Below are 26,858 nucleotides of genomic sequence, written 5' to 3' on the forward strand. Positions count from 1 at the left end.
CTCGTCCATCGATTCCCACCCATTCAGGGGGCTCCCATGACCACCCATACGCCGTCGACCGACACGACTCCCTTCCGCAACCCCTGGGTCATTGGCTGGATCGGCCTTTTGGTGACGGTGCTCGGCGTTAATCTGCTGATGGTCTATCTGGCCTTTGCGACGAACCCGGGACTGGTCAACGCCGATTATTACGAGCGCGGACAGGACTACGAAAAGACGCTCCTGTCACGCAGGGAGCGCAATCCCAACTGGACCATGCAGTCCGATATCCCGGCCGATTTGCGTGTCGACGAGCCGCAAGCCATCCGTTTCTTCCTGGTCGACAAGGCGGGGCAGCCGCTGGACCCGGAATCCGTGACCTTCTATGCCTATCGTCCATCCGATGCGGCGCGTGACTTCATGCTGCCCATGAGCCGTGAGGGTCGGGGGCGTTATGTGGCGCTGGCCGATTTCCCGCTCATCGGGGTCTGGGACACGCTGATCGCGGTGCGATCCGGTGAGGACGAGTACAGCCTGAGCGAGCGCGTGAACGTCGGCGGACATTGATTCGTGTCGGACCAGGCCGTCGTCTTGGTCGAATCGGAGCTTCAGCCGAGCCCGTCATCGGTCGAGGCCGGTCGCTGTTACCATTGCGGTCTGCCGCTCGATCCGAAGACCCGAGCAAGGGCGCGTATCGCCGGGGATGAGCGCCATTTCTGCTGCTCCGGCTGCAAATCCGTGTGCGAGGCGATTCATGCGGCCGGGCTCGAAGGCTTCTATCGCCGCACGCCGGATGGCGAGATGCTGGGGCCGCCACCCGATCCGCCCAAGGACCTCTCGCTCTTCGACCTGGACGTCGTTCAAGAGGAATTCACCGACGTCTCTTGCGAGGGGCGCGAGATCAATCTGCTGGTCGAAGGCATCCACTGCGCTGCCTGCGTTTGGCTGATCGAGCGGGGTGTGCAGGGATTGCCCGGCGTCGAGGAGGCTCGGGTCAACCTGACCGGTCGGCGTCTGCGCGTGCGCTGGGACAATGCGCGTCTGCCATTGTCACGGATTCTGCGTCGTCTGGGCGACATCGGTTATCGCGCTACCCCCTTCGATCCGGACTCGGCCGAGGATGCCATCGGTCGCGAGAACCGTGCGCTCTTGTACCGTCTCGCCTGGGCCGGTTTCGCCATGATGAACCTGCTGTGGATCTCGATCGCACTCTATAGCGGAGCGGATCGCGGCGAGTTCCGGGATCTCTTCCACTGGATCGGCTTCATCCTGGCGACACCGACACTGCTCTACTCTGGATCGCCCTTTTTCAAGGGGGCCTGGTCGGGGTTGAAGAACGGACGGCTCGGTATGGATCTGCCGATCGCCATCGGGGTCAGTACGACCTATGGCTATTCGCTCTACGTGACGCTCGGCGGTTCCGAAATCGGTGCCGTCTACTGGGACACGGTCGTGAATTTCCTGTTCGTGATTCTGGTTGGGCGTTATCTGGAGGCCATTTCGCGACGGCGCGCGGTCGCATCCACCCAGCGTTTGCTCGATCTGCAGCCCAAGGTCGCGACTCGCCTCGATGATGAACAGGAGGAGGTGGTTCCGATCCGCTCGCTTGGACTCGGAGAGCGGGTTTTGGTGCGGCCCGGAGAGCGGATCCCGGTCGATGGGGAAGTGGTTTCCGGCCACAGTGGCATAGATGAATCCATGCTGACCGGTGAATCGCGCTCGGTGTCCAAATCGGTTGGCGACCGGGTTGCCGCCGGGACAATCAATGGGGCAGGGGTGCTGGAGGTCCGTATTTCCGCCCTGCTGCGCGAGACGGCGCTCGGACGCATCATCCAGCTGGTCGAGGAGGCGCAGTCCAGTCGCGCTCCTATTCAGCGTCTGGCCGATCGGGTGGTGCCCTGGTTCGTCGCCGTCACATTGGCGCTTGCGGCTGTCACCTTCGTTTTCTGGTTCGGCAAGGACGTCGAGCAGGCCCTGATGGCCGCGACCTCGGTGCTCATCATCAGCTGTCCTTGCGCCTTTGGTATGGCGACGCCCATGGCTGTCGCCGTGGCCTCGGGTCGAGGCGCCGCGCGCGGCATTCTCATCAAGAATGGCGCCGTGCTCGAACGGCTCTCGGGGATCCGTCACTTCGTCTTCGACAAGACGGGCACCCTCACCGAGGGACGCCCGGTACTGGTCGGTTGGTCGCGGCCCGATGGCGACTGGTGCGCGGACGCCTCGGTCGTCGCCCGCTTGAGCGCGTCCGAGCGAGTCGTTCTGGCTCGTTGCGGCGCACTGGAGTACCTTTCGGAGCATCCGGTCGCACGGGCCATTCGCGATTTCTGCGACTGCGCCGAGATCGATTGCTCCGGCGTTCGCGTGGAGGATGTGGAGGTTGCGCCAGGTCTGGGGATTCGGGGGCGTGTCGAGGACGAGAGGCTGGTGATCGGGAACCGGGAATGGCTCGCGCGCAATGGTGTCGGTCTTGCGTCAGCATCCGAAGCGGATTCGGATGTCGATGGTCTGGTCCATTGCGCGCTGGGCGGGCGGGAGGTCTTGCGCTTGCGGATCAGGGACAGGCTTCGCGCCGACGCGCGTGCACTCATCGAGCGGATGCGCGACAAGGGTCTGAAGACGATCCTGCTGACTGGCGATCGGCGCGAGGTCGCCGAGCGCGTTGCGGCGCAGCTCGGCGGCATGATCGCGGTCTCCCAGGTGTTGCCGGAGGACAAGGATGCGGTCGTCGCAGACCTGCAGCGCCAGGGGCACGCGGTTACCATGATCGGAGATGGGGTCAACGATGCGCCGGCCTTGGTGCGCGCCGACGTTGGTATCGCCATGGGCAGCGGGACCGATGTCTCGATCGCCAGTGCGGACATCGTGCTCATGTCGAGCGAGCTCGATCGAGTGATCGAGACCGTCGAGCTCGCGCGACGCACCTTGCGCACCATTCGTCAGAACATCGGTATTTCTATTCTTTATAACGTCATCATGGTGCCATTGGCGATGGCCGGCATCGTGACCCCTCTGATCGCAGCGGTGTCCATGCCCTTGAGCTCGCTCGCCGTGATCGGAAACTCGGCGCGCATTCGTGCTGACTCGAGCTGATCGTTGGAGGCATGATGGATGTCATCTATGGGTTGATTCCCGGTATGCTGCTCCTGGGGCTGGCGGCGGTGGCGGTGCTGTTCTGGGCGGCGCGCAGCGGTCAGTTCGACGATCTTGAGGGCGACGCGCGGCGTATTTTGCTCGACGAGGACGAGGACGAGGTCGATCCGCGTCGCGTGCCGGATGCCGAGCCCGATCAGGATTCGACGCCCGATCGGGACGCTTCGTCGTGGCGATGAGCGTTCTCGGTTGGGCCTGCGCCGAGGCGTGGGCGGAGGTCGAATTGAACACCCTTGCATGGCGTATGTTCGAGGTTATGCTGTCGATCTGGATCCAATAGCGCGGCTTATAATCCAACCCACTGGGAGATGAAGATGCTACTAGATGATGAACGTCGGGATTTCATGCGTTTAGTCACCGAGACCGAGGTCTCGATCACGCGACTGACCTCGGGGCAGGTGCTCGCCGCCAAGTTGATCAATCTGAGCGCCTCGGGTTGCGCCTTCTATACGGACAAGATCCTCGATCCCGGTGAAGAGCTGGAAATTCTGGTCCGCAGTCCGAGCGAGCGCATCGATCCTCTACGGCGACCGGCACGAGTCGCTCGGGTCAGTCAAGGAGAATCCCAGCATATGGTGGGTGTCGAGTTTCTCAACGATCTCAACTGAACCGCCTTATGATCCTGTTCGGCGAGCCACCCCGTCGTGCCGATCGTGGGATGGGAGGCTCGTCTTGTCCCTCCGGTGCGAATTCGCGCAATCCTGTCGTCCTGGCCCGGTTGTGCTGGGATTGATCCAAGCTCCATGGCGCGATCCTGTTCATCCTATATGCCCGGAGAGTCGGCGGGTTCGATTCATGCAGCCTTTCCCGATCCATGCAGCGCTTCTACTTCAGACTTCAAATCTCTCCCACAGAATATCTGCGTCACTACCAGGGTAGTGCTGGTCGGGTGGTGGTGCGGTCCCACGATGGGCGAAACCTCTCGTTCCCTGCATCGAATTTGCGCCAATTCGTTTCGATCAACGGTATTCATGGCGAATTCTGTCTAACCGTCGACGACAATCATCGATTGGTTTCGATCGAACGGCGCTCGCCCTGAGTGTGTTCGGCTACCAGTTTTTCAAGCGTGGCACTCAAGCTCGGCAAGGTTCGGCCGATATCTTCAGGTGTGCCTACAGCTCAGGGAGTCCGCCGTGATCAATATCAGTTCTCAAGCCTCGTCGGTGTCGACCGCTTACACCCTCAAAAGCTATTCCAGCACCGCTACTTCGGATGCCCAGGGCGGATCCGCCAATTCAGCTCTGTCTACACTTCAGGACAAGGCGCTGTCCGGTATCGCGCGCGAGATTCCCGGGATGGATGTCAGCGACATCAAGAAGCTTGATGCCAACGACTACAGTCCGGACAAAATCGCTAGCCGCATTAGTAAATTCGTCGCCGTTGGGCTGGAGAACGCGCGTGCGCGCGGAAAATCCGAGGAGGAGGTCCAGGCCCTCTACGACAGTGCGATGAAGGGCGTGGAACAGGGGTTCAAGGAGGCCAAGGACATCTTGTCGAATCTCAAGATGCTCAATGGCGATATCGCCGCTCAGGTTGGCGAGACCGAGAAGCAGACCTTCGCGGCGCTTGCCGATCTGGATCCCTCGAAGGTCTCGCAGCAGTCGCCAACTCTGACCGAGTCCGTCACTGGAGCCTCAATGGCGGAACGCTATCAGCGTGCTGAGGATTTTTCGCTCGAACTCAAGACTCGGGAGGGTGATACCGTCAAGGTGAGCTTTAGCCGCAACCTCGACATTCAGAACACGGTCGCCGCAGCCGCCGACAGTGAGGGCAATCAGGCGATGACCCTGGATCTGAGTCGGAGCGAGAGCAGCGGTTATCAATTCAGCGTCGAGGGCGATCTGAATGCGGATGAGTTGGGTGCCATTCAGAATCTGGTGCGGGATGTCGGTCAGGTCGCGTCGAACTTCTACGGTGGAGACGTGCAGAAGGCCTTTGAACAGGTTTCGGACGTTTCCTTCGACAGTTCTCAGCTGTCCTCGATGAACCTGCGGATGAGCCGCTCGGAACAGTATTCAGCCGCTCAACGCTATCAGCAGACCCAGCAGATGGACAGTCCGGAGCAAACTCAGGGCGCAAGGCGACTGGCTAATCTGGGACGGGATATGAGCGATAGCTTTAGCAACCCGGCGCTCGACTTCCTCGATCAGGCCCGAGAGTCCGCCGCCCAGATCATGCGGAATCTCGCCCAGCAGGACAGCACCTTCAAGGATGCGTCGAGCGACCAGCAGTCCCTGTTCCAAGAACGCCTCGATCGCTTCCTGGGTGCGTTCGCACAGACGGAGTGAGTCGTCTCGTGGGTGCGGCATCGGTCTGAAGATGCCTCAATACGTCACCCCGATGTTCAACGCTCGGCGAGGATGATCGAATATCGCGGCCTTGTAGACGCCTTTGGCGCAGGTTAGCATCAAGGAGCAGAGTTCGGCGCCGCTGTGTGGATCTTTGGGGCGTCGAATCGACGGATGAGGGTGAATCGCGTGAATTGATAAGGAGAGGTGGCACGTGTCGATCGGCCAGCGAATCCAAGTCGAGCGGGCAACTCCTGTCTTGTCAGTGCTTCTGTTGGGCGTTGCCGCCGCCTCCGCGCCACTTTTGGTCGATAGTTCGTCGGTTTTTACCTGGGCGCTCGCGTGTGTCCTGTTCGTTGCGGCGGTCTTCGTCGCATGTCGACTGGGCCGGCGGATGACCGCTCTCGCTGCCGCCTCTCGGGCTGAGATTCAAGGTGAATCGGACGAGCGATCGGATCAGCTTGAGGTTCGTAACCAGACCTTCGAGCGGCTCGGTGTCGAACTCTTTCCCATTTTTGTCCGGCATATCGAACACTTCCGCACGCTCGCCGAGCACGGCGTGACCCACCTCTCCGGTATCTTCAGCCAACTATCGGCGATTCAGATCGGGCCTCGGCACCTCTCAAATCTGCAGTTCCAGGGTCCTATGAGCCAGGTTCTTGGCTCTGTCCGCGAGGGACTGGAGGATTTGAGCGGAGGTTTGTTGGCCTGCTCGAAGCACGATTTCATGCAACGCAAACGGGATATCCTTGAGATCGATAGTTTGCAGACCAAAATGGTCGATTCCTACAGTACCGTCGAGTAGCTCGACCTGTATCGAGCGGCAGACGTCTCAGCCGCACCCAATGCCGGATCCGAGCTGACATTGTTTACTAGCCTTCCAGGAATGGATTCCCTGTTTTCGCTGTGCTGAATGGAATGTATTCGCATCACGAATGTCTCACATGTGAATAAATGCTCATCTACGCCAATAATCCTGTTTTGAGTCGTCCGCGACCTGGCTGAGGTGCGCTGACGAACGCTCACTGCGTCTAATGGAGAGTTTTATGGCGAAGACCATCCTGATGGTTGATGACTCGGCGTCGCTGCGAAGTGTCGTTGCGATCGCTCTGAGAGGGGCGGGATACGATGTGATCGAGGCGAGCGACGGCCGGGATGCGCTGGCCAAACTCGCCGGTCAGAAGGTGCATCTGGTCATCAGCGACGTCAACATGCCCAACATGGATGGGATCACCCTGGTCCAAGAGCTGAAGAAACAGCCGAGTTACCGTTTCACCCCGATCATGATGCTGACGACCGAGACCCAGCCCGAGAAGAAGGAGGCCGCGCGGGCGGCCGGCGCCAAGGCATGGCTGGTCAAACCCTTCCAGCCACCGATGTTGCTTGAGGCCGTATCCAAACTGGTTCTGCCCTGAGGCTTGGAGGTTCGATCGATGAATCCGCCCCAAGAGCCTTTGGAAGACGCACCTGGGTTTGTCTTCAAGGGTGAGCTGACCATCTATACGGCGGCGGAGTCATACGCCAGGCTGCAGGACTTTATGGTGGCGCATCATCGGTGCGCGCTCGATCTCTCCGCCGTCTCCGAAATCGATTGTGCCGGTTTGCAATGTCTGCTCAGGAGCGTGCAACTGGCAGAGCGCGAAGGCAAGCGCCTGATGTTGGCCGCTCGCAGCCAGGTCGTGGATGAGGCCATCGCACTGCTGCATCTGGGGTCGGCCTTCGGTATCGATGCGTCTCACTCGGAGCAGGATGCCTCATGAATCTCGATAACGCCCGCCAAGCCTTCATCGAAGAGGTCGCCGAGCTACTGCAGTCGATGGAGGATGCACTGCTCGCCTTGGAAGACAACCTGCAGGACGCGGAGTCGCTCAATGAGGTCTTCAGGGCGATGCATACCATCAAGGGAACGGCCGGCGTTTTTGGCTACAACGCGGTGGTGGAGTTCACGCATACGGTCGAGACGCTCATGGATCAGGTGCGCTCGGGGCAGCGGCCCTTGACGAATCCGCTCATCGCCACCCTCGTCGAGTGTCGCGATCATACGGAGCGCCTGGTGGAGTTCTTCTCCGAGGCGAGTTTGGAGGGTGATGCAGCGGGGGGGGGTGCGCTTGACGAGGGGCTGAGGGAGGCGGGCGACGCGCTTCTGCGTCGATTGGGGCAGCCTATCGCGCCAACGGAGTCTGTTGAGTCGAGGTCTACTGACCGGGCGAGTGGTAAGTTTCTACCGGTTTCGAGCGATACCTGGATGATCACGCTTGAATTCGGTTCGGACGCCTTCCGTAATGGCATGGATCCGCTGTCCTTTCTGCGTTATCTCGGGTCCTTGGGGGACCTGGTTCACGTCTCGACCCTGTTGCGAATGGATCCCGAGCGACCAGAGGCGTTCGATCCCGAGAGCTGTTACCTGTGTTTCGGAATTGCGTTCCGCAGCGATACGGACAAGGCGACCATCGCTGGAGTCTTTGAATTTGCCGAGCAGGATTGCGAGATCCGCATTCTGGAGCCCGAATCGGAACAGGCCAAATATCTCGATCTGCTTGGGGCGGTGCATGAGGATCAGGTGGGGACCATCGGCGAGCTGCTCGTTCATGTCGGTGCCTTGACTCGCCGCGAACTCGAACGCGCGCTCATGACGCAGGAGGCGGAGGCTGGATTGCAGTCGCCTGGCTCCGAGATACGGCGTCGTCTCGGCGAGATCCTGGTGGCGCAGGGCTCGATCAAGCCCAGCGTGGTCGAGCAGGCCGCCAAGACCCAGGAGGCGGTGCGTGTTCGACGCCAGGAAGAGAGTCATTTCATCCGAGTGGATGCACGGCGTCTCGGTCATCTGATCGATCTGGTGGGCGAATTGGTCACCAGCAGCGCAGCCATTCGTGTCATCGTCAATCGGGCAGGGATCGACGACGCGAGCGAGGTGGTCGATGGCGTCGATTATCTGGTGTCCGAAATTCGCGATAACGCGCTTCAGCTGCGGATGGTTCCGATCGAGGACTGTTTGTCGCGTTTTCGTCGGGTAGTACGGGATGCCTGCCAGGAACTCGGCAAGCAGATCGATCTCGTCATCACGGGTGGTGAAACCGAGCTGGATAAGACCGTGATCGAACGTATGATCGATCCGCTGACCCATCTTATCCGCAATGCCATTGACCACGGCATTGAGACACCCGATGTCCGCCAGGCTGCGGGTAAGTCTCCTGGCGGGACCCTCAATATCAACGCCTTCCATGACTCCGGGCACATCGTCATCGAGATCGCCGACGATGGTGCGGGGTTGGACTCCGCGCGCATTCGCGCCAAGGCGGAGGCGCGGGGTCTGGTCAAGCCGGAAGACAGCCTGAGCGAGGAGGAAGTCTTGCGCCTCATCTTTGCGCCCGGACTATCCACCAAGGAACAGGCGACCAATCTCTCGGGGCGCGGTGTCGGGATGGATGTGGTGCGGCGAAACATCGAGGAATTGCGCGGCTCGGTCGAGTTGGAGAGCGAACTCGGGGTCGGCACCAAGATCACCATTATCCTGCCGCTGACGCTTGCGATCATTGAGGGTTTTCTCGTGGCCTCTGGTGAGGACAAATTCATCATCCCGCTTTCACAAGTGGTCGAATGCGTGGAAATGAACATCGAGAGCACGCCCGGGCGCCATGGCAATGGTCAGCATTACATCAATCTGCGAGGTGAGGTGTTGCCCTTCATCCGCCTGACTGAGCTGTTCGAGAGCCGTGAAAACAGGAGCATCGAGCAACGGGAGAGCCTGGTCGTGGTGCGCTTCGGCCGTCACCGGATGGGGTTGGTCGTCGACGGCCTGCTCGGTGAGCTGCAGACCGTGATCAAACCGCTCGGCAAGCTGTTCGAGCGTCTTCACGGGGTCGCTGGCGCGACCATTCTGGGGACGGGCGAAATTGCCTTGATTCTGGATGTGACCGAGCTGGCGGCCGTTGATCAGGTCGGGCATCCGAGCACGAATGCGATGTTGACGACACATTAGGTGGTGGCGCTGTCCGGCAACCCTGGGTTCAGGGGGCGTCGCGCTTGATTTCTCTGGATACCTGAATCGATAAGGAGCGTTCCATGTTGCGTTCGATGACCATGGCCAAGAGACTCGTTCTTGGTTTCGGCACCGTGCTCGTGCTGTTAGTGATGGTGGGAGGGCTTTCTTTCTTGACGATCGATCGTGCCTCGTCCGGATTCTCCGAGTATCGCCAAAAGGCGATCCGCTCCAACCGAATGGGTGCGATGCAGGCGTCTATGCTGCTGGCGCGGTTTCAGGTGAAGGACTTTATTCATACACATAGCACCGAAAGCGTCACCGCCTTTAGGCGTTATGTCGAATCGACCAAGGCGACGCTCAATGAGATGTTAGGGCTGGTTCAGAATCCCGAGCGCAAGGCGCTGTTGGCGCAGTCTTCGACGGATATCGAGACCTACTCGCAGTCTTTCGACACCATGGTCTCTAAAGCGCAGGAAAGCGATCGGATCGAACACGAGGTGTTGGCCGTCGTGGGGGCTCAGATCGAGCAACGCCTGAACCGCATTCTTGAAAACGCGAACGAATCCGGTGATACGGATGCCGTTTTGTCTGCCGCTCGTGCCCTCCGTTATCTACTTATCGCGCGGATCAACGTCCGTGGCTTTATCTCGACTGGTGCTCAGGACGATGTCGATAAGGTGAATCGGGAATGGGATGCGTTCGTCAAGCAGATGGACGCATTGGACGCCAGTCTCCAGGATCCTTCGCGTCGCGCCCTGCTGGGGGAGATCGTGCGTTTCAAGGACGACTACTATACGGCCTTCGGCCAACTGGTGAGCATCGTCCATGAAGGCAATCAGATCGTTTCGGAGACGCTCAATACGCTTGGGCCGAAATTTGCCGAGGATATCGAAAAAGTCAAATCGTCTTATCACGATGAGCAAGACGCCCTCGGGCCGAAGATTCAGGCTGCCAATGATCGCGCGGTGGTGATGATCGCAATCTTGTCCCTGATAGCCCTGTCGGTGGGTGTTCTGATTGCCTGGTGGATCGTTCGTGTCGTGATGGGGCAGTTGGGCAAGGACCCTGCGGTGATTGCGGAGGTTACCCGTCAGATCGCGGGAGGGAACCTGGCCGTCGACTTCGATCAGACCGGGATTCGGGGTGTCTATCGGGACATGAACCTGATGGTCGAGCGCTTGCGTCAGGTCGTCGGAGAGGTGCGAAGCGGGTCGGATAATCTGTCTTCGGCCTCGACCGAGGTCAGTGCGACGGCGCAGTCGTTGAGCCAGGGGGCGACCGAACAGGCCGCCAGCGTCGAGGAGACAACGGCAAGCATCGAGCAGCTGAACGCCTCGGTCCAGCAGAACACCGAGAATGCCCGTGTCACCAATGGGATCGCCAAACATTCGGCCGAGGAGGCTCGGCGTGGTGGCGAGGCGGTTCAGCGTACCGTCGCGGCGATGCGCGAGATCGCAAGCAAGATCGGTCTGATTGAGGACATTGCCTACAAGACCAATCTGCTTGCGCTCAATGCGGCGATCGAGGCGGCACGGGCCGGTGAGCATGGCAAGGGCTTCACGGTGGTGGCGGCCGAGGTTCGCAAGCTGGCCGAGAACAGTGGCGTGACGGCGCAGGAGATCAAAAAACTGGCGACCGGCAGCGTGACCATCGCCGAGGAGGCCGGCACCTTGCTGGAGGAGATGGTACCCAATATCGCCAAGACTGCAGATCTGATCGAGGAGATTACCGCCGCGTCCGGAGAGCAGGCGACTGGTATCGGCCAGATCAATGAGGCCATGACGCAACTCGACAAGGCAACCCAGCAAAACGCCTCCTCATCGGAGGAGTTGGCGGCAACTGCGGAGGAGTTGAGCGGCCAGGCGAATCAGCTCCAAGAGATCATGTCTTTCTTCCGCATGGAAGGTGCCGACTCCCGATCGGTCGCGCGTCCAATAGTGCGTGCCGCCGACACGCCAAAATACAGGGCCAACGACTTCACCAACAGCTCGGCCGATCTCGCCGATTTCACAAACAAAGATTTCGAGCGCTTCTGAGCGGAGGATGGCGATGGGCGAACTCGTCGTGAGCGACAAGCGGGTCGAGGCAGCGCGGGATGGGACGGAGGAGATGTGTCAGTATCTGACCTTTTCCGTATCCGACGAGTGTTTTGCGATGTCGATCGGTGCGGTCAAGGAGATCATCGAGACCCCTCAGGTGACGCGTGTACCCATGACCCCGGACTACATTCGGGGCGTTATCAACCTGCGCGGCAGCGTGGTCCCCGTCGTCGATCTGGGTGCCCGTCTTGGTCGCAGTCCGCTGATTCTGACCAAGCGCAGCTGTATCGTTCTGGTCGAGGTGCGGGCTGGGGTGGGTGACGGCCATGTGCTCGGTATGCTGGTCGACGAGGTCAAGAGCATCCTGGATATCGCGCGCGACGATATCAGGCCTCCGCCCGAGTTCGGCTCCGAGATCCGGACCGATTTCATTGAGGCCATGGGGCGGGTGGACGATATTTTCCTTATCATCCTGAGCATGGACCACGTCCTCTCCATCCAGGAATTGGCGGCGCTTCGCCGTCTCGGCGAGGAGGCGGCTCAAACGAGCCAGGATGTCGATCCTTGATTTCCCCGCCGTGTTTGGCTCGCCGATCTCCGTTCCTCTCGGAGGCCGAGCCATGTGCATTGAAGGGCGAGGATGTCGATCGATTCCGTCGTTGTATCTCCGAATCGGCGGATCTCTCACCATGCGTTATATCGAGTCCCCGCAGTGTTTGACCACCGGGGCGCCCCTGCTTCAGCGATCCATTCCGCGTTTACGTTCGAGGTGAGCGAGAGCGCTCATTTGGAAATGCAAGATTCGTTCGCGGGCGGAACGCGTGTCGAAAGGCGTTTCCTCCATCCGGGCGAATACCATGTGACGCGCGAGCCCATGCTGATCTCGACGTTGCTCGGATCCTGTGTGTCCGTCTGTCTGTTCGACCCGGAGGCGCATGTGATGGGTATGAATCATTTTCTGCTGCCGACGGCGCGTTCTTGGTCGGTCGATCAGCCGCTTTTGAATTCGGAGGCCGGACGCTATGGACTGTGGGCCATGGAATTGCTGGTGAACGGCATGCTGGCCCTGGGGGCTCGGCGGGAGCGGTTGCGGGCCAAGGCTTTCGGTGGCGCGAACGTCTTGGACTCACTGATTCCGCCGTCGCCGGGGCGTGAGGCGATCGGAACCGCAAATGTACATTTCGTCCAACGCTTTTTGGAGCAGGATGGGATTTCGCTGGTCGCGCAGGACCTAGGCGGCAATCATGGGCGCCAGATTCATTTCTATGGCGGCGACTATGCGGTCTATCTGCGCCGTATTCCACGGGCGCAGTCGACCTCGGTCGAGGACCAGGAGCGCCGCTATCTGCAGCGTACGCTGCAGCTCAAGAGCCAGCCTGGCTCGGCTGACTTTTTCTGATGCATCCTCGATGATTCGGGGATGACATCGTGGCGAGCAGTTGGCTTCCGGCCGGTTTCAAAGGGGGGAAGGCGATGAGTCCGGTCAAGGTTCTGATCGTGGACGATTCCGCCGTCGTGCGCCAGGTGCTCACCGAGCAACTGAGTGGTATTGCGGGCATTCAGGTGATGGGCGCGGCGCGCGACCCCATTTTCGCTCAGCGGTTTCTGGAGCAGCGGTTGCTGGAGAATCAGTGGCCGGATGTGATCCTGCTCGATATCGAGATGCCGCGCATGGACGGCATCACCTTTTTGCGTCAGCTGATGAAGGAACACCCAACTCCGGTCGTCATCTGTTCGACGCTGACCGAAAAGGGCGCTGAGGTGACCATGCAGGCAATGAGTGCCGGTGCGGTCGACATCATCGCCAAACCCAAGCTCGCATTGCGCCAGTTTCTCGAAGAATCCCGAACGCTGCTGGGGGACGCGATCAAGGCCGCGAGTCATGCGCGCATGGACAAGATCTCGTCGCAGGCGCGCCACTCCCCGGTGCCGGTTCCCTTGCCAGCTAAGCTGACGGCCGATGTGGTGCTCGCCGAGCGCGGCTTCAGGCCGCTCGCCGAGACTACGGATCGGGTTGTCGCCATCGGGACCTCGACCGGAGGGACTCAGGCATTGGAATATGTGCTGACGCGGTTGCCTCGGACGACGCCAGGCATGGTCATCGTTCAGCACATGCCGGGACAGTTCACTGCGGCCTTTGCCAAGCGTCTCAACCAGTTGTGTGACATTGAGGTGCGCGAGGCCCGCGACGGAGACCGCGTCATTGCCGGTCTGGCCCTGATTGCGCCGGGAACCGATCATCTTCTGCTGCGTCGCAGCGGCGCCCAGTATCGCGTCGAGGTCAAGAACGGGCCTTTGGTCAGTCGGCATCGGCCGTCAGTGGATGTCCTCTTCCGTTCCACAGCCCAGTCCGCTGGGCCGAACGCCGTTGGGGTCATCATGACCGGCATGGGTGACGATGGGGCGCGCGGTCTGCTGGAGATGCATGAAGCGGGCGCCTTCACTGTCGCCCAGGACGAGGCGAGCTGCGTCGTGTATGGCATGCCCAAAGAGGCGGTCAAGCTCGGTGGCGTGGATGCCGTGCTGGGGTTGGCTCAGATTCCGAACGTCGTCGCGCAGGCACCGACGCGCTCTGTCTATATCAAGGCGACGGCGCACTGACTGTCCGTTGTTCGGTGCGTCGAGCGCCCGCGCGTTTCTTTCTGCAGGCGCTCGACTATGCCTGTCACACCTTGAAGTGTCCAACCAGGTTCTGAAGATCCGCCGCGAGTCGCGCCAATTGCTCCGATGCCTCTGTCGTCAGTCGCGCCGACTGGGCATTGCCTTCCGCAGCATCCATGATGCTGGAGACGTTGCGGTTCATCTCTTCCGCCACGGCGCTCTGTTCTTCGGCCGCGCTTGCGACCTGGGTATTGACATCGTTGATGGTGGTCACGGCGACGGTGATGGAGTCGAGCGAAGTTTCCGCTTCGATCGCGCTCTCGCGGCTTTCGGTCGCGCGCTGCTGGCTGTCCTCCATGACGGAGACCGCGCGGCGGCTTGCTTGCTGCAGTCGCTCGATCATCGCATGGATCTCCTGGGTCGAGGTTTGGGTCCGGTTGGCTAAGGAGCGGACCTCGTCCGCAACCACAGCGAATCCACGTCCAGCTTCGCCTGCGCGGGCGGCCTCGATGGCTGCATTCAGTGCCAGCAGATTGGTCTGTTCCGCGACGCCTCTGATGACATCGAGAATCTTGCCGATTTCTTCGCTATCGTGTCCGAGCTCGCGGATGACCTCCGCCGCGTTCTGAACCTCGTTGGCCAACTGTTCGATGCGGTTCATCGTGCCGCTGACCACGTCCTTGCCGGCCGTGGCGGCATCTTGAGCGGCATGAGTGGCCTCTGCGCCGTGTTGGGCGCTTTTGGCCACATCTTGGGCTGTCGCGCTCATCTCGTTCATCGCCGAGGCAAGCTGGTCGACCTCACTGCGTTGTTGGCTCACACCGGCATTCGTGCGTTCGGTGACGTTCGCGAGGTCCTCGGCCGCAGTTGAAAGCTGGGCGGTGGATTCGAGGATCCGTCGGATCAGATCCCGGAAGTTGTCCATCATGTCATTGAACGCGTGACAAGCACGTCCGATCTCGTCATTTCCCTTTGCCGAAAGTCGGCGAGCCAGGTCGCCGTCGCCCGAGGCGATGCCTTCGAGTCCGCGGGTCATCTCGTCGAGAGGACGGGTGACGAATTGCCGTGTGAAATAGTAGAGAACGATCAGTACCGGGAGACTCAGCAGGGCGGCCATGCTGAAGATCTTGATCGCGAACATGCGCACGTCCGCGTTCACCTCGTCGAGTTCGATCTCCATGCTCACGGCTCCGAGCACCGAATCCGGCGGGGGCATGGAATGACACATGGTGCAGTCTTTGCCTAGGTAGTTCTTACGCGCGAAGGCGGGTGCTACGGCGCGCAGTAGACTACCGTCATCGGAGAGCTGGAGATAGGTCTCTCCGGTTTCCAAGACCTGGCGCTCGATATCGTCACGAGGCTTCTCGTGGTTGGTGCCCTCGCCGTACTGCATGGAGACGTTCTTGCCTCGCAGCACACGCAGATCCTTGACGTTTCTGAGCTCGATGATCTGGTCCAGGAAGGCGGCTCGCTGCGAGATGGTTCCGGTGATCATCATGGTGGTGAGACCGGCCAGGGTCATTTCGTGCAGAGTACTGGTGAAGGCCTTGGCTTGATCGATCGCCGTTTGGCGCTGCTGATCGGCGGCCCACAGGATTAGAGCGGTCCACGCGGGTATCAGAATGAGCCACATGGCACCCAGCAGGCGCATCCAGATGGGCAGGTCGTTGATACGTCTCATATCTTTTCTCTGATTGTCTCGCCGCGCACGTTTCGCTTAGCTCAGTCTCGGATCCTGCCGTCTGCTTCGGGCGTCATCGGCTGCGGTCTATGTCTCAGTCATGGGTCCGGTCATTTCGTGAATGGCCGCATTCCTAGCAGGGTAGTGTGGACCTATTCGATAGGTCGGCCAAGCTCGATAACGTGCGTATCATCCGGTGGGTTGCGCTCGTTCAAATAGAAGCCGATTATCTGCGCCGCTTTCTCCACGCATCTGTGAATAGAGTTCCATTACTGGCGACCAATCCAGGTGTGAAAAGGTTTTTTGGGCCTCTTCGGTCTTTTGCCTCAGGGCCGCCTCCGATTTCTGCGCGACCAAGGCGGCATGACGTCCGATACCTTCCTCGTGGATGAAGAGACAACCGTCCATCAGGTCGGCGAGTTTGATGATGAGCGCCAGGGCGGAACCCTCCAGTGCGGATTTACGCGCGGCGATTTCAGGGGCGATCTCGCGCTCGATGCGGACGAGGGGGTCGTTGGCTCCAGTGATTTCGGCGATTCTATGCTTGAGTGGCGACGGCAGGTCGCCTGTCAGTAGCTCGGGCGCGTCATGGGTGAGTGCGTATTCCAACGCTTGGAGACGTGTCTCTGCGGGGAGTTCGTCACCTAAGATCCGAATCATGAGTTCACGTGCGATCATGGTGACCAAATAGTGGTGTTCGGCGAGGGTTTGGCTACGCGCGCAACGGACCGAGTGCCAGCGGGTCACGTGCCCGGATCGGGCAATGTCCTGCATATTGAGCTTCATGTCGTTCATAGTGACTCGCTGATGGATGTAGGAGCGGCTGCGCGCGGTTGCGACTGACTTGATGGTCGTGTGGGCGGCGTGTAGCATTTTGCCGACACTGAATTTCAGTACGCCTAAATTGTGAATTAAATCATGTCTTTGGATCCAGATTGTCTGGCCCGGCTTAAGCTGCGTCAACCGCCGTTCGATCCGTCTCCGAGCGAGGAGTTTCTCTACAGCGATCCGCTTCTCGAAAGTCTGATTGAGACGGCGAGCCGTGCCATGACCGCTCCGAGCGCGATTGTAATCCTGGCTGGCGCGAGTGGTTCCGGGCGCAGTATCCAACTGATGCGGCTGCTCGGCACATTGGCCGACCGGTTCGATCTCATCGCCTTCCGGGGGCGTCCGGAGATCCCGTTCGACGCGGTGGATCTCACCATCCGCAATCATCTGCGTGCTGGTGGTTTCGACGATCCTAGCCGCTCTCTGACGGATCTGCTGCGCGACCGAGGTCGTGCCGGGGATTCCATTGTACTGGCGATCGACGATGCGCATTTTCTCGGCATGGAAAGCATTCGGCAGCTTTTGCGGATGCGCTCCGAAATGCTCGAGGCCAAGGGGCAGGGGTTGAGGCTTGTTTTGGTAGGCGATCTCTCGCTGAGTCGTGGTCGGCTGCCTTTAACCGATCCGGCGGACGAGAATCAGGTGGTCCGTCTCAATCTGCGGCCTTTCAACCTTGAGCAGGCAGGCGCCTACCTGCGTCATCGGCTACGCGTGGCCGGAATCGACGATCCCGAGTCATTTCTCACCTCGGGTGATATCGCGGTGCTGCAAACCAACAGCAAGGGCATGCCCGCCGCGCTCAATGAGAACGCCAATGCCTGGCTGACGCGTCGCTGTCGTAGCGCCGGGGCGGGCAAGCAATCGGTTGTCGGTAAGCTGGGTGGTCTGGTGACTCAGTCTGCCGCCGCCTCGTCTCCTCAGCGTGAAACTCCGAAGGCTGTTGAGCCGTCCAATACCGAGCCCGAATCCTTGCTGCTGCCTCCGGAAGATCTCTTGGACTTGGATGAGGATGTGTTCGAGCCGAGCGACCCTCAGTTGTCGGACTTTCTGCGGCAGGAGGATCGTCGCGCCGACAGTTCCGACTTCGAACAGGTCTTGCGACACGTGCGCAATCATGAATTGACCCAGAAGCGTCTTGCGGTCGAGTCCGAGTCTACTGTGTCGCCCGCTCCTCAACCTGAGCCTTCCGCGCGATCGGAGCCGTATTGGAACCGACGCTGGTTCATTCCCGCCGTCGTTACCACCGTACTCTTGGCGATCGTCGGTCCTGTCGCCTTCCAGCTCTTCGGCGATCGAAGTAGCGATCCGCTATTGCGGGGTTCGGAACCGTCTCCGGACAAGGCTTCGACCGTGATGAGTCCGCCGCCTCAATCGGAGACGGCCAACGAAGTTCAGTCCGATGGCTCGGAAGGCGAGGGTGCGGCGACGACATCGTCTCAAGGGGCCGGCGCTGGTTCAGCGTCGCCAGCCCAAGACGTTGCATCCGAGATCTCCGTGCCCGAAGTGGACCGTCCGGAGAGGGCCGAGGTGTCGGATGGCGCAGTCGACGTCGCCGAGCGGCCCTTGGAGGTTGCGGAGCCCGCAGTTCCCTTGACCCCGTTTGATGAGGATCTGGCATGGCTGCGGCGTCAGGATACCGGTCGTCTCACGATTCAACTGGTTGCTGCGCGGGATCTTAAAACGGCGCGTGAATTCGTTCGTCGTCATGAATTGAATGGAGCCCACTATGTGCAGACGCGCTCTTTCGTGATTGCCGTGGTGGGCAGCTTTCCGAACCGTTCGGCCGCCAAGCAGATGTTGTCGGAATTGCCTGAGGGCGCGCGTTCGTCCGGTCCATGGATTCGCAGTATCGGCTCGGTGCTCGACTCCCAGAAATAGGCGTTCAACTGGGTCTTTTCTGAGTGTGATGCGTTTTGCAAGCCACTGTAATAGTAGGTTAATTTGCAAAACTGATCGCCGTGTTCGGCTATACTGACAGGCGGGAACAACGAGGAACGCACTCGTGGAAATTCGCTCCGCCGTCATTGCGCCAGTTCATGCCGCTTTTCATCCAGTCTCTTTGGGGCTGGATACGGTGCGGGCGGATGCTTTGCGCTCGGAGCCGACTGGGTCAGCAGAGACGACCTTCGCCCCCGTCGGGGCCGAGTCTGGCGCGGGTGCACCGTCCGAGGGGCAGGCATCGGAGAACTCGGGATCAGGGGATACCGGTTCGGAGAATTCCGGTTCGACTCCTGCGGTGCAAGATCTGTCCGAGGAGGAACTGCAGGAGGTTCAGCTTCTGCAGGCACGCGATTCCGAGGTGCGGGCCCATGAGCAGGCCCATATTGCGGCGGGCGGTGCCTATGTCACGGGGGCTGCGAGCTACAGCTTTCAAACCGGGCCGGATGGACGGCAGTATGCGATTGGCGGTGAGGTCAGCATTGATACATCCATGTCGTCGGATGCTGCCGCGAATCTCCAGAAGGCACGGACGCTGATTCGCGCGGCACTTGCGCCAGCCGAGCCTTCCGGGCAGGATCTAAGTGTCGCTGCATCCGCTCGGGCCATGGAGGCCGATGCATTGAGCGACCTTCAGCAGGAGCGTTTGGAAGAGCAGGATCAATTGGTGGAGGGTCGGGTGTCCGATGCCGAGTCCCGCATCCAAAACGGTGAATGGGGTAGCGGCGATCAGGCGGATTCCGCCGATGATAAGCCTTCCGATCCAGATGCCTTGCGCAAGGGGCTTGAGTCGCGTATATCCGCGCTCTTCGCTGGTCCTCAAGAGGACGGGGTAAGCCAATTCGCCTGATCGGTCGCCTTCTGTGATGGGCGCGCGGTTACGGGCTCAAGTTCTCAGCATGCTGGTCGTTACCTTAAATGTCTTCCAATGAGGAACCGGCCATGATGCTCGCCTCCGCTAGATCCGACATGACTGCCGAATCGATCCCGAGTGTCCAAAGTCTCGCCTTTACCCCGAATCTGTCCGTCGGATTTATGCCTGCTTTCCGTCACCAAGGAAGTGGCGAGGTGCGGCTGTGTCAGTTTTCTGACGGCTCTATTTCCACAATCCATGTGCTTGATTTTCTGCCGGAGGATTGGGTGATGGAGCGGGACGCCGAGGGGCGGCCTTTGGCGCTGGTCGGTGCGATTGAAGCCGGCTTCCTTCGCGGTGCGGATTTCTGGAGCCTGGGTGATCTGTTGCATCCAAGGCTTGATAGTTGATGGCGATATGCCAGCAGCGACGTCCGTGATGAACGAGTGTGGGCGGCGAGCCGGTTGGCGGTTATGCGCCAGGGTGGTCGCGCGCTATATGCGTTAGCCCGCGTTCACATCACATTGGAGGGGTTTGTGTCGGACCGACGTATTTTTCCCCGGCTGCCGCTGGCGGTTGAGGTCGAGCTGTACACGTGTGGCGAGCTGCCGGCTGTCGTTCGAACCGAGGATCTCAGCAATGGAGGCGCCTTTCTCGTGCTTAAAGGGGTTGATTTGCCACCCATGGGGAGCCGCGTGCAGGTTAGGGTCGTTGGGCCACTCGGTGGTGGGGAGCCTGCGCCATTGGTTGATGCACTCGTCGTGCGTCACGCTCCAGATGGCGTCGCGGTGCAATTCATCGACAAACCGGCTGTCTGAAACGCCTGGCGTCCAGGCACGATTCGAGGTGCGATCATGTCCATTTCATCCGTTTCGCAGTTTTCCTTTGCGAGCCTGTCACGTTCAGTTTCCAGTCTGAATCTGCTCAATGGGCAATCCTCTTCGGCTTCTGCGCAGAATTCGGTCTCAAGCACAGGATCCTCCAAGGCTGGCGATCTGCGTGCCGAGATTGCGAGCCGACTGGAGCAGGATCCGGATTATCAGATTTTGCGCAAGGTCTTCGCGCTGGAAACCAAGCTCCATGGTTCGAGGGTGGCGGAATCTTCGCGTCACTTGCAGGTATCCGAGTCTTCCGTAGAGCAGCTTTCGGAAATCCAGCTTGTCAGGGACGCCTCGTTGCGCAAACGGGTGGAGCTGAGCTTTGAGCGCCAATTCGAATCTCAGAGTCGGTTGACGGTCTCGACCGATGCGGGGACGAGCGACTGGTCCGTCCAAACCCAGAGTTTCCAGCGGGCATCGGTTCGGCTGGATGCCAGTATTGGCCTCGCAGGGGTCCGGACGGGCGATCCCCTGGTTCTGGACCTTTCGGGAGAGGGCATCATGACCACGGGGGTCGAGTCCGGCGTTCGATTCGACCTTGATGGGGATGGCTCTGAGGATCAGACGAGCTTTGCCACAGGTGGCAGCTGGTTTCTGGCGCTCGATCGCAACGCGAACGGTCGTATCGACGACGGACACGAACTCTTCGGCGATCAGAACGGGGCCACGCATGGGTTCGCCGAGTTGGCGCGATACGATGACAATGCCGACGGCGTGATCGATGCGTCGGACAAGGTCTTCTCCGAATTGCGGCTCACGCAGGTCAACGAGAAGGGCGAGCAGGTCGTCAAGACGCTTGCGGAGGCGGATGTGACCGCCTTGGATCTCGAGTATCAGAATACCCGCAAGGCGCTGAACCTCTATGATTCGGTCGCGCAGGTGGGGCAATTTCACCGCTCGGATGGCTCGACGGGCGAGACTGCCGACGTGCTTCTCGGGTATAGCGACATCGCCTGATCCCGTTTGGGTTCCGTGTTTTCGCTGCCTCGAGAGGCGGCCCAGTGAGTCTTGATGTCTCTGGTTCCTGGGGGAAGGGCAGCGATTTGCTCCAGCGGTTTGGAAGTCGATCCTGCTAGACTAGGAGCGATGGTTGCCTTGCTTTTCCAGGAATCGATTCATGCAGCAAACACCCGAATTCGCGTCGCTCCTGGCTCAGATCGAGCTCACGAAGGACCTTGCCGAAGATGCCTTGAATGCGCTGAGCGCTCAGTGCTGGTTCGGTGAACTTGGGCCCAAGAAGCGCATCCGTTCCGTCGATGTCCGCGCGCATCGGTTGTTCCTGGTCGATGGGAATATGGTTCGGATGTATGACGGAGTCACCGAGCGTCTGCAGAGCTTTCACGGATTGAGCGACCCCATCGATTTGTTCCCCGAGGCACGGGACGAGGGCGACTGCGTCATCACGGAGACGGCTTGCAAACTGCTTCGAATTCCCGCAGCGGCCTTGGAGGCCGTGCTGTCTAAGAGCACGGAGGTCGACGATATCGATTTGGATCCGACCGAGGCGGCCTTTCTTGCCGAACTCTATCAGCTCATCACCGACAATCGTCTCGAATTGCCGGCGCGACCCGAGGTTGCGCTCAAGATCCAGGAGCTTACCTCCGATCCCGATGCTGGCATCGACGAACTCACCGAGATCATCCAGCGCGATGGCACCATTGCCGGGGCCTTGCTGCATGCGACCAACAGCCCGCTGTTTCGTGCGTCCAAGGAGATTCTTTCGGTACGTGACGCCGTCCTTAGGATGGGGTTCCGCAACACTCGGATGCTCACGACCAATCTGGCCTTGCGCCAAGCCTTCAAGGCCAAGCACACGGCAACCAGAGATGCCATGGCGCGGGTCTGGTCCGATGGCGTGCTCTGTTCGGCCTACAGTTATCTACTCTCCGATGTGCTGCAGGTCCTGCACCGCGAGCGTGCGCTTTTGGCTGGACTGGTTGCAGGAATCGGCGCGGTCCCCATCATTCAGTTCATAGAGATGCGCGATGCCGATCCGGATCCGGATCTCATCGAATCGCTGGTCTATAAGTTGTCGAGCATTACCGGGGTTCTGGTTATCAACTATTGGGGACTTGGCGAGGATCTGGTGAAGGTGGCGGAGGAGTCGTCAAACTGGGGTTACGAGGCGGAAGAGCCCGATTACGCGAGCATTGGCCTCGTCGCGAAGTGGGCCATGCTGCAGAGCGAGGGCAGACCGTATCCAGATGCGGCTCAGGTGCCTGCTTTCAGAACATTGGGGCTGCCACCACCGGAGCCGGGCGAGCCGATCGCCGCCTTGGCCGACAGTGGAGAAGCGCTAGAATCATTGAAGTCGATGTTCAATCTATAGACCTGGGGAGGCGCAGATCAATAGCGTGTCCCGCATCCGATCAGCTCGCGACTCGAAAACCCCGCTTTCCGAGTCGCGCAAGGGAACAGAATTCTTCAGCGTTCCTCTAGAGTCCGTAGATTCATGCTCAACTATGGTTTAGGGTTTAATTCTTGAGGCGCGTCTTTAGATTCATGCCGGTCCTGCCGCATGTCCCGAGACGGACCTCGAATCTTTCTGGTCGTGGGAGTCTGCGCGCGTGTCATCACTGACCCTCGATAGCCTCGTTCGGAAAACCGGTCGTCTGCTGGCCATTCCTCGTGTGGTGGGCGAAATACTGCGACTCCTGAACGATACGAACAGCCGGCAGGCGGATATTGCTGCGCTTCTGGCGCAGGATCCCGCGCTCGTCGCCATCGTGCTTCGTTTGGCTAACAGTCCCGCCTTCGCGCCCGCCCGGACAGTGGATTCGGTCGACCGGGCCATCATGCTATTGGGACGCGATCATCTTCGGCGGTTGGTCGTCGCGGGCGCGGTGACACAGGCGTCCGAGCGTCTGCCGATGCAAAACCTGCTGCCACTGGAGGTTTTCTGGCGACACTCGTCATACTGCGCCGTCATTGCGCGGTTGCTGGCGGAGCGTCAGTCGCCCGATCTCGTGGGGACGGTCTTTCTCGGCGGTTTGCTGCATGATCTGGGGCAGCTCGTGCTCTTCTCGCAGGTCCCGGAAGAGGCTCATGCGGCCTTTCTGAGGAGTTTGGAGCATCCCGATGCGTTGAGTCCGGAGGCGGCCGAGCGGGAGGAGTTGGGTTTCGATCACGCTCAGTTGGGTGCCGCGCTCGCCGAGCGGTGGGGACTTCCAGACGTGTTATGCGCCTGTCTTGGGTACCACCATGCCCCGTTGCGGGCACCGGAGGCCTTTCGGGTTCCGGTCGGCCTCGTGCACCTCGCGAATTCGGCCTCGCACCTGGCCGAACTCGATTCTCGGAATTGGCGGGACGCGCCACCGACCGAGCCGGCTGTGCTGAAGTCGCTTGCGATCGATTCGGACCTCATCTTGGAGCTGATCGATGAGGCCCAGTATCAGGTTCTGGCCGTCGAGGCGCTACGCAATCCCAGGCTCGCTGACGACGGCTGACGACCGTTGGTATTCCATTCCAGAATACCTTTCTATTGAAGCTTCTTTGCTCGCTGGTCGACCGTCGGTGTCGGCGAGTAGGTTGAGGTTTCGCTCAGGCTGACAGGTTCGAGAAGTTTCGCCTCGAAATTCGTCAGTACGCTGAACTCGACCCGCCTTGATGCCCTCAGATCCTCCCGTCCTTCGCTGTCTTGGACAGGGCGGGAGGATGACATGCCGACCGCTGCCACGCGCGTGCGGAACCAGTCCTGATCTCTCACGCCATTGAGTCCATAGGCGAAGCGCAAGACCGACTGAGTGCGTTGCTGGCTCAATTCCATGTTGAAAAAATAGGCGTCCAGGGGGCTGCTGTCGGCGCTCCATTCGCTGGATGTGTGGCCCTCAATGCGAATCTCACGGATGACGCCCTTGAAGGGGGTCAATTCGGCGACATAGCGTGGGAGGAAGTCGCGTAGGATTGCCTCGAATTCCGGCTTGATCCTTGACGAGCTGCGATCGAAGAGCACGTCGGGCTCGCGGAATCTGAGCGTGAGCGTGGGTTCCACCAGTTCTGCGTTCCAGCGCTGCAGGTCGTCTCTGAATTCATCGTCCAAGGCTTGGAAGATGGCATGCCTGGATTCGGCGGCGGTCGTGCGGACCTCGGTCTCCACTGAATGGATGCGTTCGACCTTGGCCATATGGAGCACGGCCAGAAAGAGAAAGATCATCATCAGGGTCGCCATCAGATCCGACACCACCAGCCAGTGGCTGTCGTCGTCGATCGTCGAGGGTTGCTGCGCCGCAGGGCGCGGGATAGCGATTTTCATGCCCGAGCCCTCCCGACCAGATCCAGATGCGGTTCAGTGTGATGGCGTGCCTCCCCAGACAACTGGTTGAGTCGTTGCTGGGCGTTCAGCGCGGTGAGTACGGCACCCTCAATGCTTTCGAGCATCGTTTTGAGCCGCGTATCGATGGCGGGGAATGCCTCCTGGGCGCGCTCGCGCAGGTCGGCGATGCTGCCGAGCACGCTTTCCAGTTCCAGTGTTTCGCGTCTCAGCCCCTGCATGGCGGTTTCCTGATCGGCCATGTGGCTGGAGATTTGGCGAGCCTGCTGGGTCAATGCCTGGAGGCTGGATTCTGACTGGGCGACGCCTTCGGTGGCACGATCCAGCTGGCGTCCGAGTGCGTCCATATGGTCCTTGTATTGATCCTGCCAGACCAGGAGTTTCTCGACCGCGCCGTCGAGCCTACGGAAATTCTCACCGAACTGCTCGCCGAGGTTGGTGTTGAAGTCGTGGATCACGGATTCGAGGGCGGCGATGAGCTGTCGTGATCCGAGTTCGCTCAATTGGGTCGCGAAATCTGAGAATGCGGCGAGCTGTTCGCGATGATGGCGCTCCAGGGTTTCGACGAGTCGTTCGTCGAGCAGTCCCATACGCTCGACGAGTTGCTGGCTGGAGATGAGCTGGGCCTCGGCCAGTCGGCTCTGCTGCTGGAGGAGTCCCAGCAGCTGGTCTGGCGCCTCCGCCTCCGTTTCCGAATCCGCAGGCGCGCTCTGTTGACTCGCGGTGCGATCATCGCGACGTAGCGAGAGGATGAGGCGTAGAGAGGCCGAAAGCAGGATGCCGATGATGCTGGTGGTGAAGGCCAGCTTGAGCCCGTTGAGCAGGAGCGGAATGCTGTATTCGATGCGCGAGGAATCGAAATCCAGCAGTCCGATGGCGATCCCCAGGAAGGTGCCGAGTATGCCAATGGTGGTAAGCAGGGTCGGCGTGCTCTGGTAGAAGGCGACGGCACGCCGTCGCGCGATGGCGGCAAGTGCAATGACGAAGAGGCCGGCCATGACCAGCGTGAACAGGCCAGTGACGGTCGTCGAGTCCATGCGCTCGAGTGTGTTGACTATGCCGAAGGCGATCGATTCGAACATGCTGTACCTTCCATCCGTCTGAGTCGGGTGCTGATGGCGCGCGGGACAGCGACTATCCACGCGATCCGGGGCGTTTGAGCGAGTAGATGCAGGATCGAGGCCAAGCGGCGAAAGGGCAGGTTAGGTGGGGGCGGTACGTCGTGCTTCGACTCAGGATGTCAAAATGTCGACTTCTGGTGCGGAGGCTGGTTCAGGCTCGGTCGGGGATCGGGGCAGGCGATCAATGTTCGATCAGCTTTTGGATCGGTGCGCTCGGCTCCGACTGAATGGCTTCGTCGGCCTTCTTGTTCATAACGATGATGCTGATGCGGCGATTGATGGGATTGTTGGGGTCGTTCTTGTCGAATGGGACGGTCGAGGCGAAGCCGACGATCCGGGCGACCCGATCCTCGCGCATGCCGCCCTCGATCAGGGCCCGGCGGGCGGCGTTTGCCCGCTCGGTGGAGAGCTCCCAATTGCTGTAGTTGCCGCTGAGCGGGCGCGCGTCCGTATGACCGGTGATGCTGATGCGATTGGGCACCTCGTTGATGATGGAGCCGAGTTCCTTGAGAATTTCCTTCGTGTAGTCTTTCAGCTGGGCGCTGCCGAGGTCGAACATGGTCCGGTTTTCCTTGTCGACGATCTGAATGCGCAACCCTTCGGGCATGATGTCGATCAACAGTTGGTCCTTGTAAGGGGCCAGCGTCTGGCTATTGTCCAGCGCTTTCTCCAACACCTTGCGCAGCGACTCCAGACGCTCTCGGTCCAGTTCCTCGGCCATCGCATCGATCTGATCCGCTGTCTGGATGGGCGGGGTCTCCGGCCCCATGTCGATCGCGCCCTCGAAATCGATGATGGAGGGTTTCGAGCCCGTTCCCTCTCCGACTGCCTGAGAGGGCGCGGTCGCGATGCCATCGAAGGCCGAGGGGTTGTTGAAGTATTTCGAGATGGCGGCCTTTTGTTCCTTGGTGGTGGAACCCAGAATCCAGAGCAGCATGAAGAAGGCCATCATGGCAGTGGCGAAATCGGCAAAGGCGATCTTCCAGGCGCCGCCGTGATGGCCGGCGTGTTTGACGACCTTTTTGACGATGATGGGCTGCTTGTTGGTATCGATGGCCACGCGGGAGTGCTCCCATGACGGCGCTTGCCGGAAAAGCTCATGCTAAATTGACAGAAATCGCCTAGGGAAATGCTGATTGACCGCGTTTCCCGTCCGGGCCACGGATGGCCCGGCATTTTCAAGCGCCTGAGCGATTGAGAATGGAGCGAGTCGGAAACCGCGTTTTCGACTCGCGAGCTGATCTAATGCC

At 60.2% G+C, this 26,858-nt stretch carries 26 protein-coding genes; 21 read left to right on the forward strand and 5 right to left on the reverse strand.

Translation table 11 applies throughout. The annotated features are described in order from the left end of the window. The first annotated feature begins 36 nt into the window (after positions 1 to 36). The 14 genes from THIDRDRAFT_RS13305 (at position 37) to THIDRDRAFT_RS13370 (ending at position 14,039) form a co-directional block, all read left to right on the forward strand. Complete coding sequence (locus THIDRDRAFT_RS13305; RefSeq protein WP_007041377.1) at positions 37 to 546, forward strand: FixH family protein; 510 nt, start codon at positions 37 to 39, stop codon at positions 544 to 546. Positions 547 to 549: 3 nt separating this feature from the next. Continuing rightward, positions 550 to 3,069, forward strand: a complete 2,520-nt coding sequence (locus THIDRDRAFT_RS13310; RefSeq protein ID WP_007041378.1) for a heavy metal translocating P-type ATPase — start codon at positions 550 to 552, stop codon at positions 3,067 to 3,069. 14 nt (positions 3,070 to 3,083) lie between these two features. Beyond that, on the forward strand, positions 3,084 to 3,308 hold the full coding sequence (gene ccoS / locus THIDRDRAFT_RS13315) for a cbb3-type cytochrome oxidase assembly protein CcoS (protein ID WP_007041379.1): 225 nt from the start codon (positions 3,084 to 3,086) through the stop codon (positions 3,306 to 3,308). A gap of 135 nt (positions 3,309 to 3,443) precedes the next feature. Then, complete coding sequence (locus THIDRDRAFT_RS13320; RefSeq protein ID WP_007041381.1) at positions 3,444 to 3,737, forward strand: PilZ domain-containing protein; 294 nt, start codon at positions 3,444 to 3,446, stop codon at positions 3,735 to 3,737. A 206-nt stretch (positions 3,738 to 3,943) separates the two neighbouring features. Further along, entirely contained in the window at positions 3,944 to 4,168 is a 225-nt protein-coding gene (locus tag THIDRDRAFT_RS13325) for a DUF2835 domain-containing protein (RefSeq protein WP_040844840.1), read from the forward strand. A 94-nt stretch (positions 4,169 to 4,262) separates the two neighbouring features. Continuing rightward, complete coding sequence (locus THIDRDRAFT_RS13330; protein WP_007041382.1) at positions 4,263 to 5,417, forward strand: DUF5610 domain-containing protein; 1,155 nt, start codon at positions 4,263 to 4,265, stop codon at positions 5,415 to 5,417. A gap of 394 nt (positions 5,418 to 5,811) precedes the next feature. Then, a complete protein-coding gene (locus tag THIDRDRAFT_RS13335) occupies positions 5,812 to 6,222 on the forward strand; it encodes a hypothetical protein (RefSeq protein ID WP_139058729.1) in 411 nt (136 codons plus the stop codon). Positions 6,223 to 6,463: 241 nt separating this feature from the next. Further along, entirely contained in the window at positions 6,464 to 6,832 is a 369-nt protein-coding gene (locus tag THIDRDRAFT_RS13340) for a response regulator (RefSeq protein ID WP_007041384.1), read from the forward strand. Positions 6,833 to 6,850: 18 nt separating this feature from the next. Further along, positions 6,851 to 7,177: an STAS domain-containing protein gene (locus THIDRDRAFT_RS13345; RefSeq protein WP_007041385.1), complete on the forward strand. Its 327-nt coding sequence runs from the start codon at positions 6,851 to 6,853 to the stop codon at positions 7,175 to 7,177. Next, positions 7,174 to 9,396: a chemotaxis protein CheA gene (locus THIDRDRAFT_RS13350; RefSeq protein ID WP_007041386.1), complete on the forward strand. Its 2,223-nt coding sequence runs from the start codon at positions 7,174 to 7,176 to the stop codon at positions 9,394 to 9,396. The genes THIDRDRAFT_RS13345 and THIDRDRAFT_RS13350 overlap by 4 nt, the downstream gene beginning before the upstream one ends. 83 nt (positions 9,397 to 9,479) lie before the next feature. Further along, on the forward strand, positions 9,480 to 11,435 hold the full coding sequence (locus tag THIDRDRAFT_RS13355; protein ID WP_007041387.1) for a HAMP domain-containing methyl-accepting chemotaxis protein: 1,956 nt from the start codon (positions 9,480 to 9,482) through the stop codon (positions 11,433 to 11,435). Positions 11,436 to 11,448: 13 nt separating this feature from the next. Then, complete coding sequence (locus tag THIDRDRAFT_RS13360) at positions 11,449 to 12,006, forward strand: chemotaxis protein CheW (protein ID WP_007041388.1); 558 nt, start codon at positions 11,449 to 11,451, stop codon at positions 12,004 to 12,006. A gap of 225 nt (positions 12,007 to 12,231) precedes the next feature. Next, positions 12,232 to 12,837 carry a chemotaxis protein CheD gene (locus THIDRDRAFT_RS13365; protein WP_007041389.1) on the forward strand — a complete coding sequence of 202 codons (606 nt, stop codon included), beginning with the start codon at positions 12,232 to 12,234 and terminating at the stop codon, positions 12,835 to 12,837. Between the two features lie 74 nt (positions 12,838 to 12,911). Beyond that, complete coding sequence (locus THIDRDRAFT_RS13370) at positions 12,912 to 14,039, forward strand: protein-glutamate methylesterase/protein-glutamine glutaminase (RefSeq protein ID WP_007041390.1); 1,128 nt, start codon at positions 12,912 to 12,914, stop codon at positions 14,037 to 14,039. Between the two features lie 64 nt (positions 14,040 to 14,103). Here THIDRDRAFT_RS13370 and THIDRDRAFT_RS13375 read toward each other — a convergent pair whose 3' ends face one another. Both THIDRDRAFT_RS13375 and THIDRDRAFT_RS13380 read right to left on the reverse strand, forming a co-directional pair. Further along, the gene (locus tag THIDRDRAFT_RS13375; RefSeq protein WP_007041391.1) at positions 14,104 to 15,720 is read right to left on the reverse strand and encodes a methyl-accepting chemotaxis protein; all 1,617 of its coding nucleotides are present in this window, start codon (positions 15,718 to 15,720) and stop codon (positions 14,104 to 14,106) included. 189 nt (positions 15,721 to 15,909) lie between these two features. Further along, positions 15,910 to 16,515 (reverse strand): YfbR-like 5'-deoxynucleotidase, encoded by a 606-nt coding sequence (locus THIDRDRAFT_RS13380; RefSeq protein ID WP_139058730.1) that lies wholly within the window; start codon positions 16,513 to 16,515, stop codon positions 15,910 to 15,912. Positions 16,516 to 16,638: 123 nt separating this feature from the next. On the opposite strand from THIDRDRAFT_RS13380, the gene THIDRDRAFT_RS13385 reads away from it, so the two are divergent. From THIDRDRAFT_RS13385 to THIDRDRAFT_RS13415, 7 genes are all read left to right on the forward strand, one after another. Then, positions 16,639 to 18,426, forward strand: coding sequence for an AAA family ATPase (locus tag THIDRDRAFT_RS13385; RefSeq protein WP_007041393.1), 1,788 nt, complete (start codon positions 16,639 to 16,641; stop codon positions 18,424 to 18,426). Between the two features lie 124 nt (positions 18,427 to 18,550). Next, positions 18,551 to 19,336, forward strand: a complete 786-nt coding sequence (locus THIDRDRAFT_RS13390) for a putative metalloprotease CJM1_0395 family protein (protein ID WP_007041394.1) — start codon at positions 18,551 to 18,553, stop codon at positions 19,334 to 19,336. 92 nt (positions 19,337 to 19,428) lie between these two features. Then, positions 19,429 to 19,749 (forward strand): hypothetical protein, encoded by a 321-nt coding sequence (locus THIDRDRAFT_RS13395; RefSeq protein ID WP_007041395.1) that lies wholly within the window; start codon positions 19,429 to 19,431, stop codon positions 19,747 to 19,749. A 63-nt stretch (positions 19,750 to 19,812) separates the two neighbouring features. Continuing rightward, on the forward strand, positions 19,813 to 20,157 hold the full coding sequence (locus tag THIDRDRAFT_RS13400; RefSeq protein ID WP_139058731.1) for a PilZ domain-containing protein: 345 nt from the start codon (positions 19,813 to 19,815) through the stop codon (positions 20,155 to 20,157). Positions 20,158 to 20,193: 36 nt separating this feature from the next. Further along, a complete protein-coding gene (locus tag THIDRDRAFT_RS13405) occupies positions 20,194 to 21,174 on the forward strand; it encodes a hypothetical protein (protein WP_007041397.1) in 981 nt (326 codons plus the stop codon). Between the two features lie 160 nt (positions 21,175 to 21,334). Then, the gene (locus THIDRDRAFT_RS13410) at positions 21,335 to 22,546 is read left to right on the forward strand and encodes an HDOD domain-containing protein (protein ID WP_007041398.1); all 1,212 of its coding nucleotides are present in this window, start codon (positions 21,335 to 21,337) and stop codon (positions 22,544 to 22,546) included. 238 nt (positions 22,547 to 22,784) lie between these two features. Beyond that, entirely contained in the window at positions 22,785 to 23,663 is an 879-nt protein-coding gene (locus tag THIDRDRAFT_RS13415) for an HDOD domain-containing protein (RefSeq protein WP_007041399.1), read from the forward strand. 32 nt (positions 23,664 to 23,695) lie between these two features. Here the strand turns inward: THIDRDRAFT_RS13415 and THIDRDRAFT_RS13420 are convergent, their stop codons facing one another. The 3 genes from THIDRDRAFT_RS13420 to motB form a co-directional block, all read right to left on the reverse strand. Continuing rightward, positions 23,696 to 24,469 carry an OmpA/MotB family protein gene (locus tag THIDRDRAFT_RS13420; RefSeq protein ID WP_007041400.1) on the reverse strand — a complete coding sequence of 258 codons (774 nt, stop codon included), beginning with the start codon at positions 24,467 to 24,469 and terminating at the stop codon, positions 23,696 to 23,698. Beyond that, positions 24,466 to 25,569, reverse strand: a complete 1,104-nt coding sequence (locus THIDRDRAFT_RS13425; protein WP_007041401.1) for a hypothetical protein — start codon at positions 25,567 to 25,569, stop codon at positions 24,466 to 24,468. The genes THIDRDRAFT_RS13420 and THIDRDRAFT_RS13425 overlap by 4 nt, the downstream gene beginning before the upstream one ends. 220 nt (positions 25,570 to 25,789) lie before the next feature. Further along, positions 25,790 to 26,668, reverse strand: a complete 879-nt coding sequence (gene motB, locus THIDRDRAFT_RS13430) for a flagellar motor protein MotB (protein WP_007041402.1) — start codon at positions 26,666 to 26,668, stop codon at positions 25,790 to 25,792. Between the last annotated feature and the right edge of the window lie 190 nt (positions 26,669 to 26,858).

The organism is Thiorhodococcus drewsii AZ1 (assembly GCF_000224065.1).
In the GTDB taxonomy this organism is placed as follows: domain Bacteria; phylum Pseudomonadota; class Gammaproteobacteria; order Chromatiales; family Chromatiaceae; genus Imhoffiella; species Imhoffiella drewsii.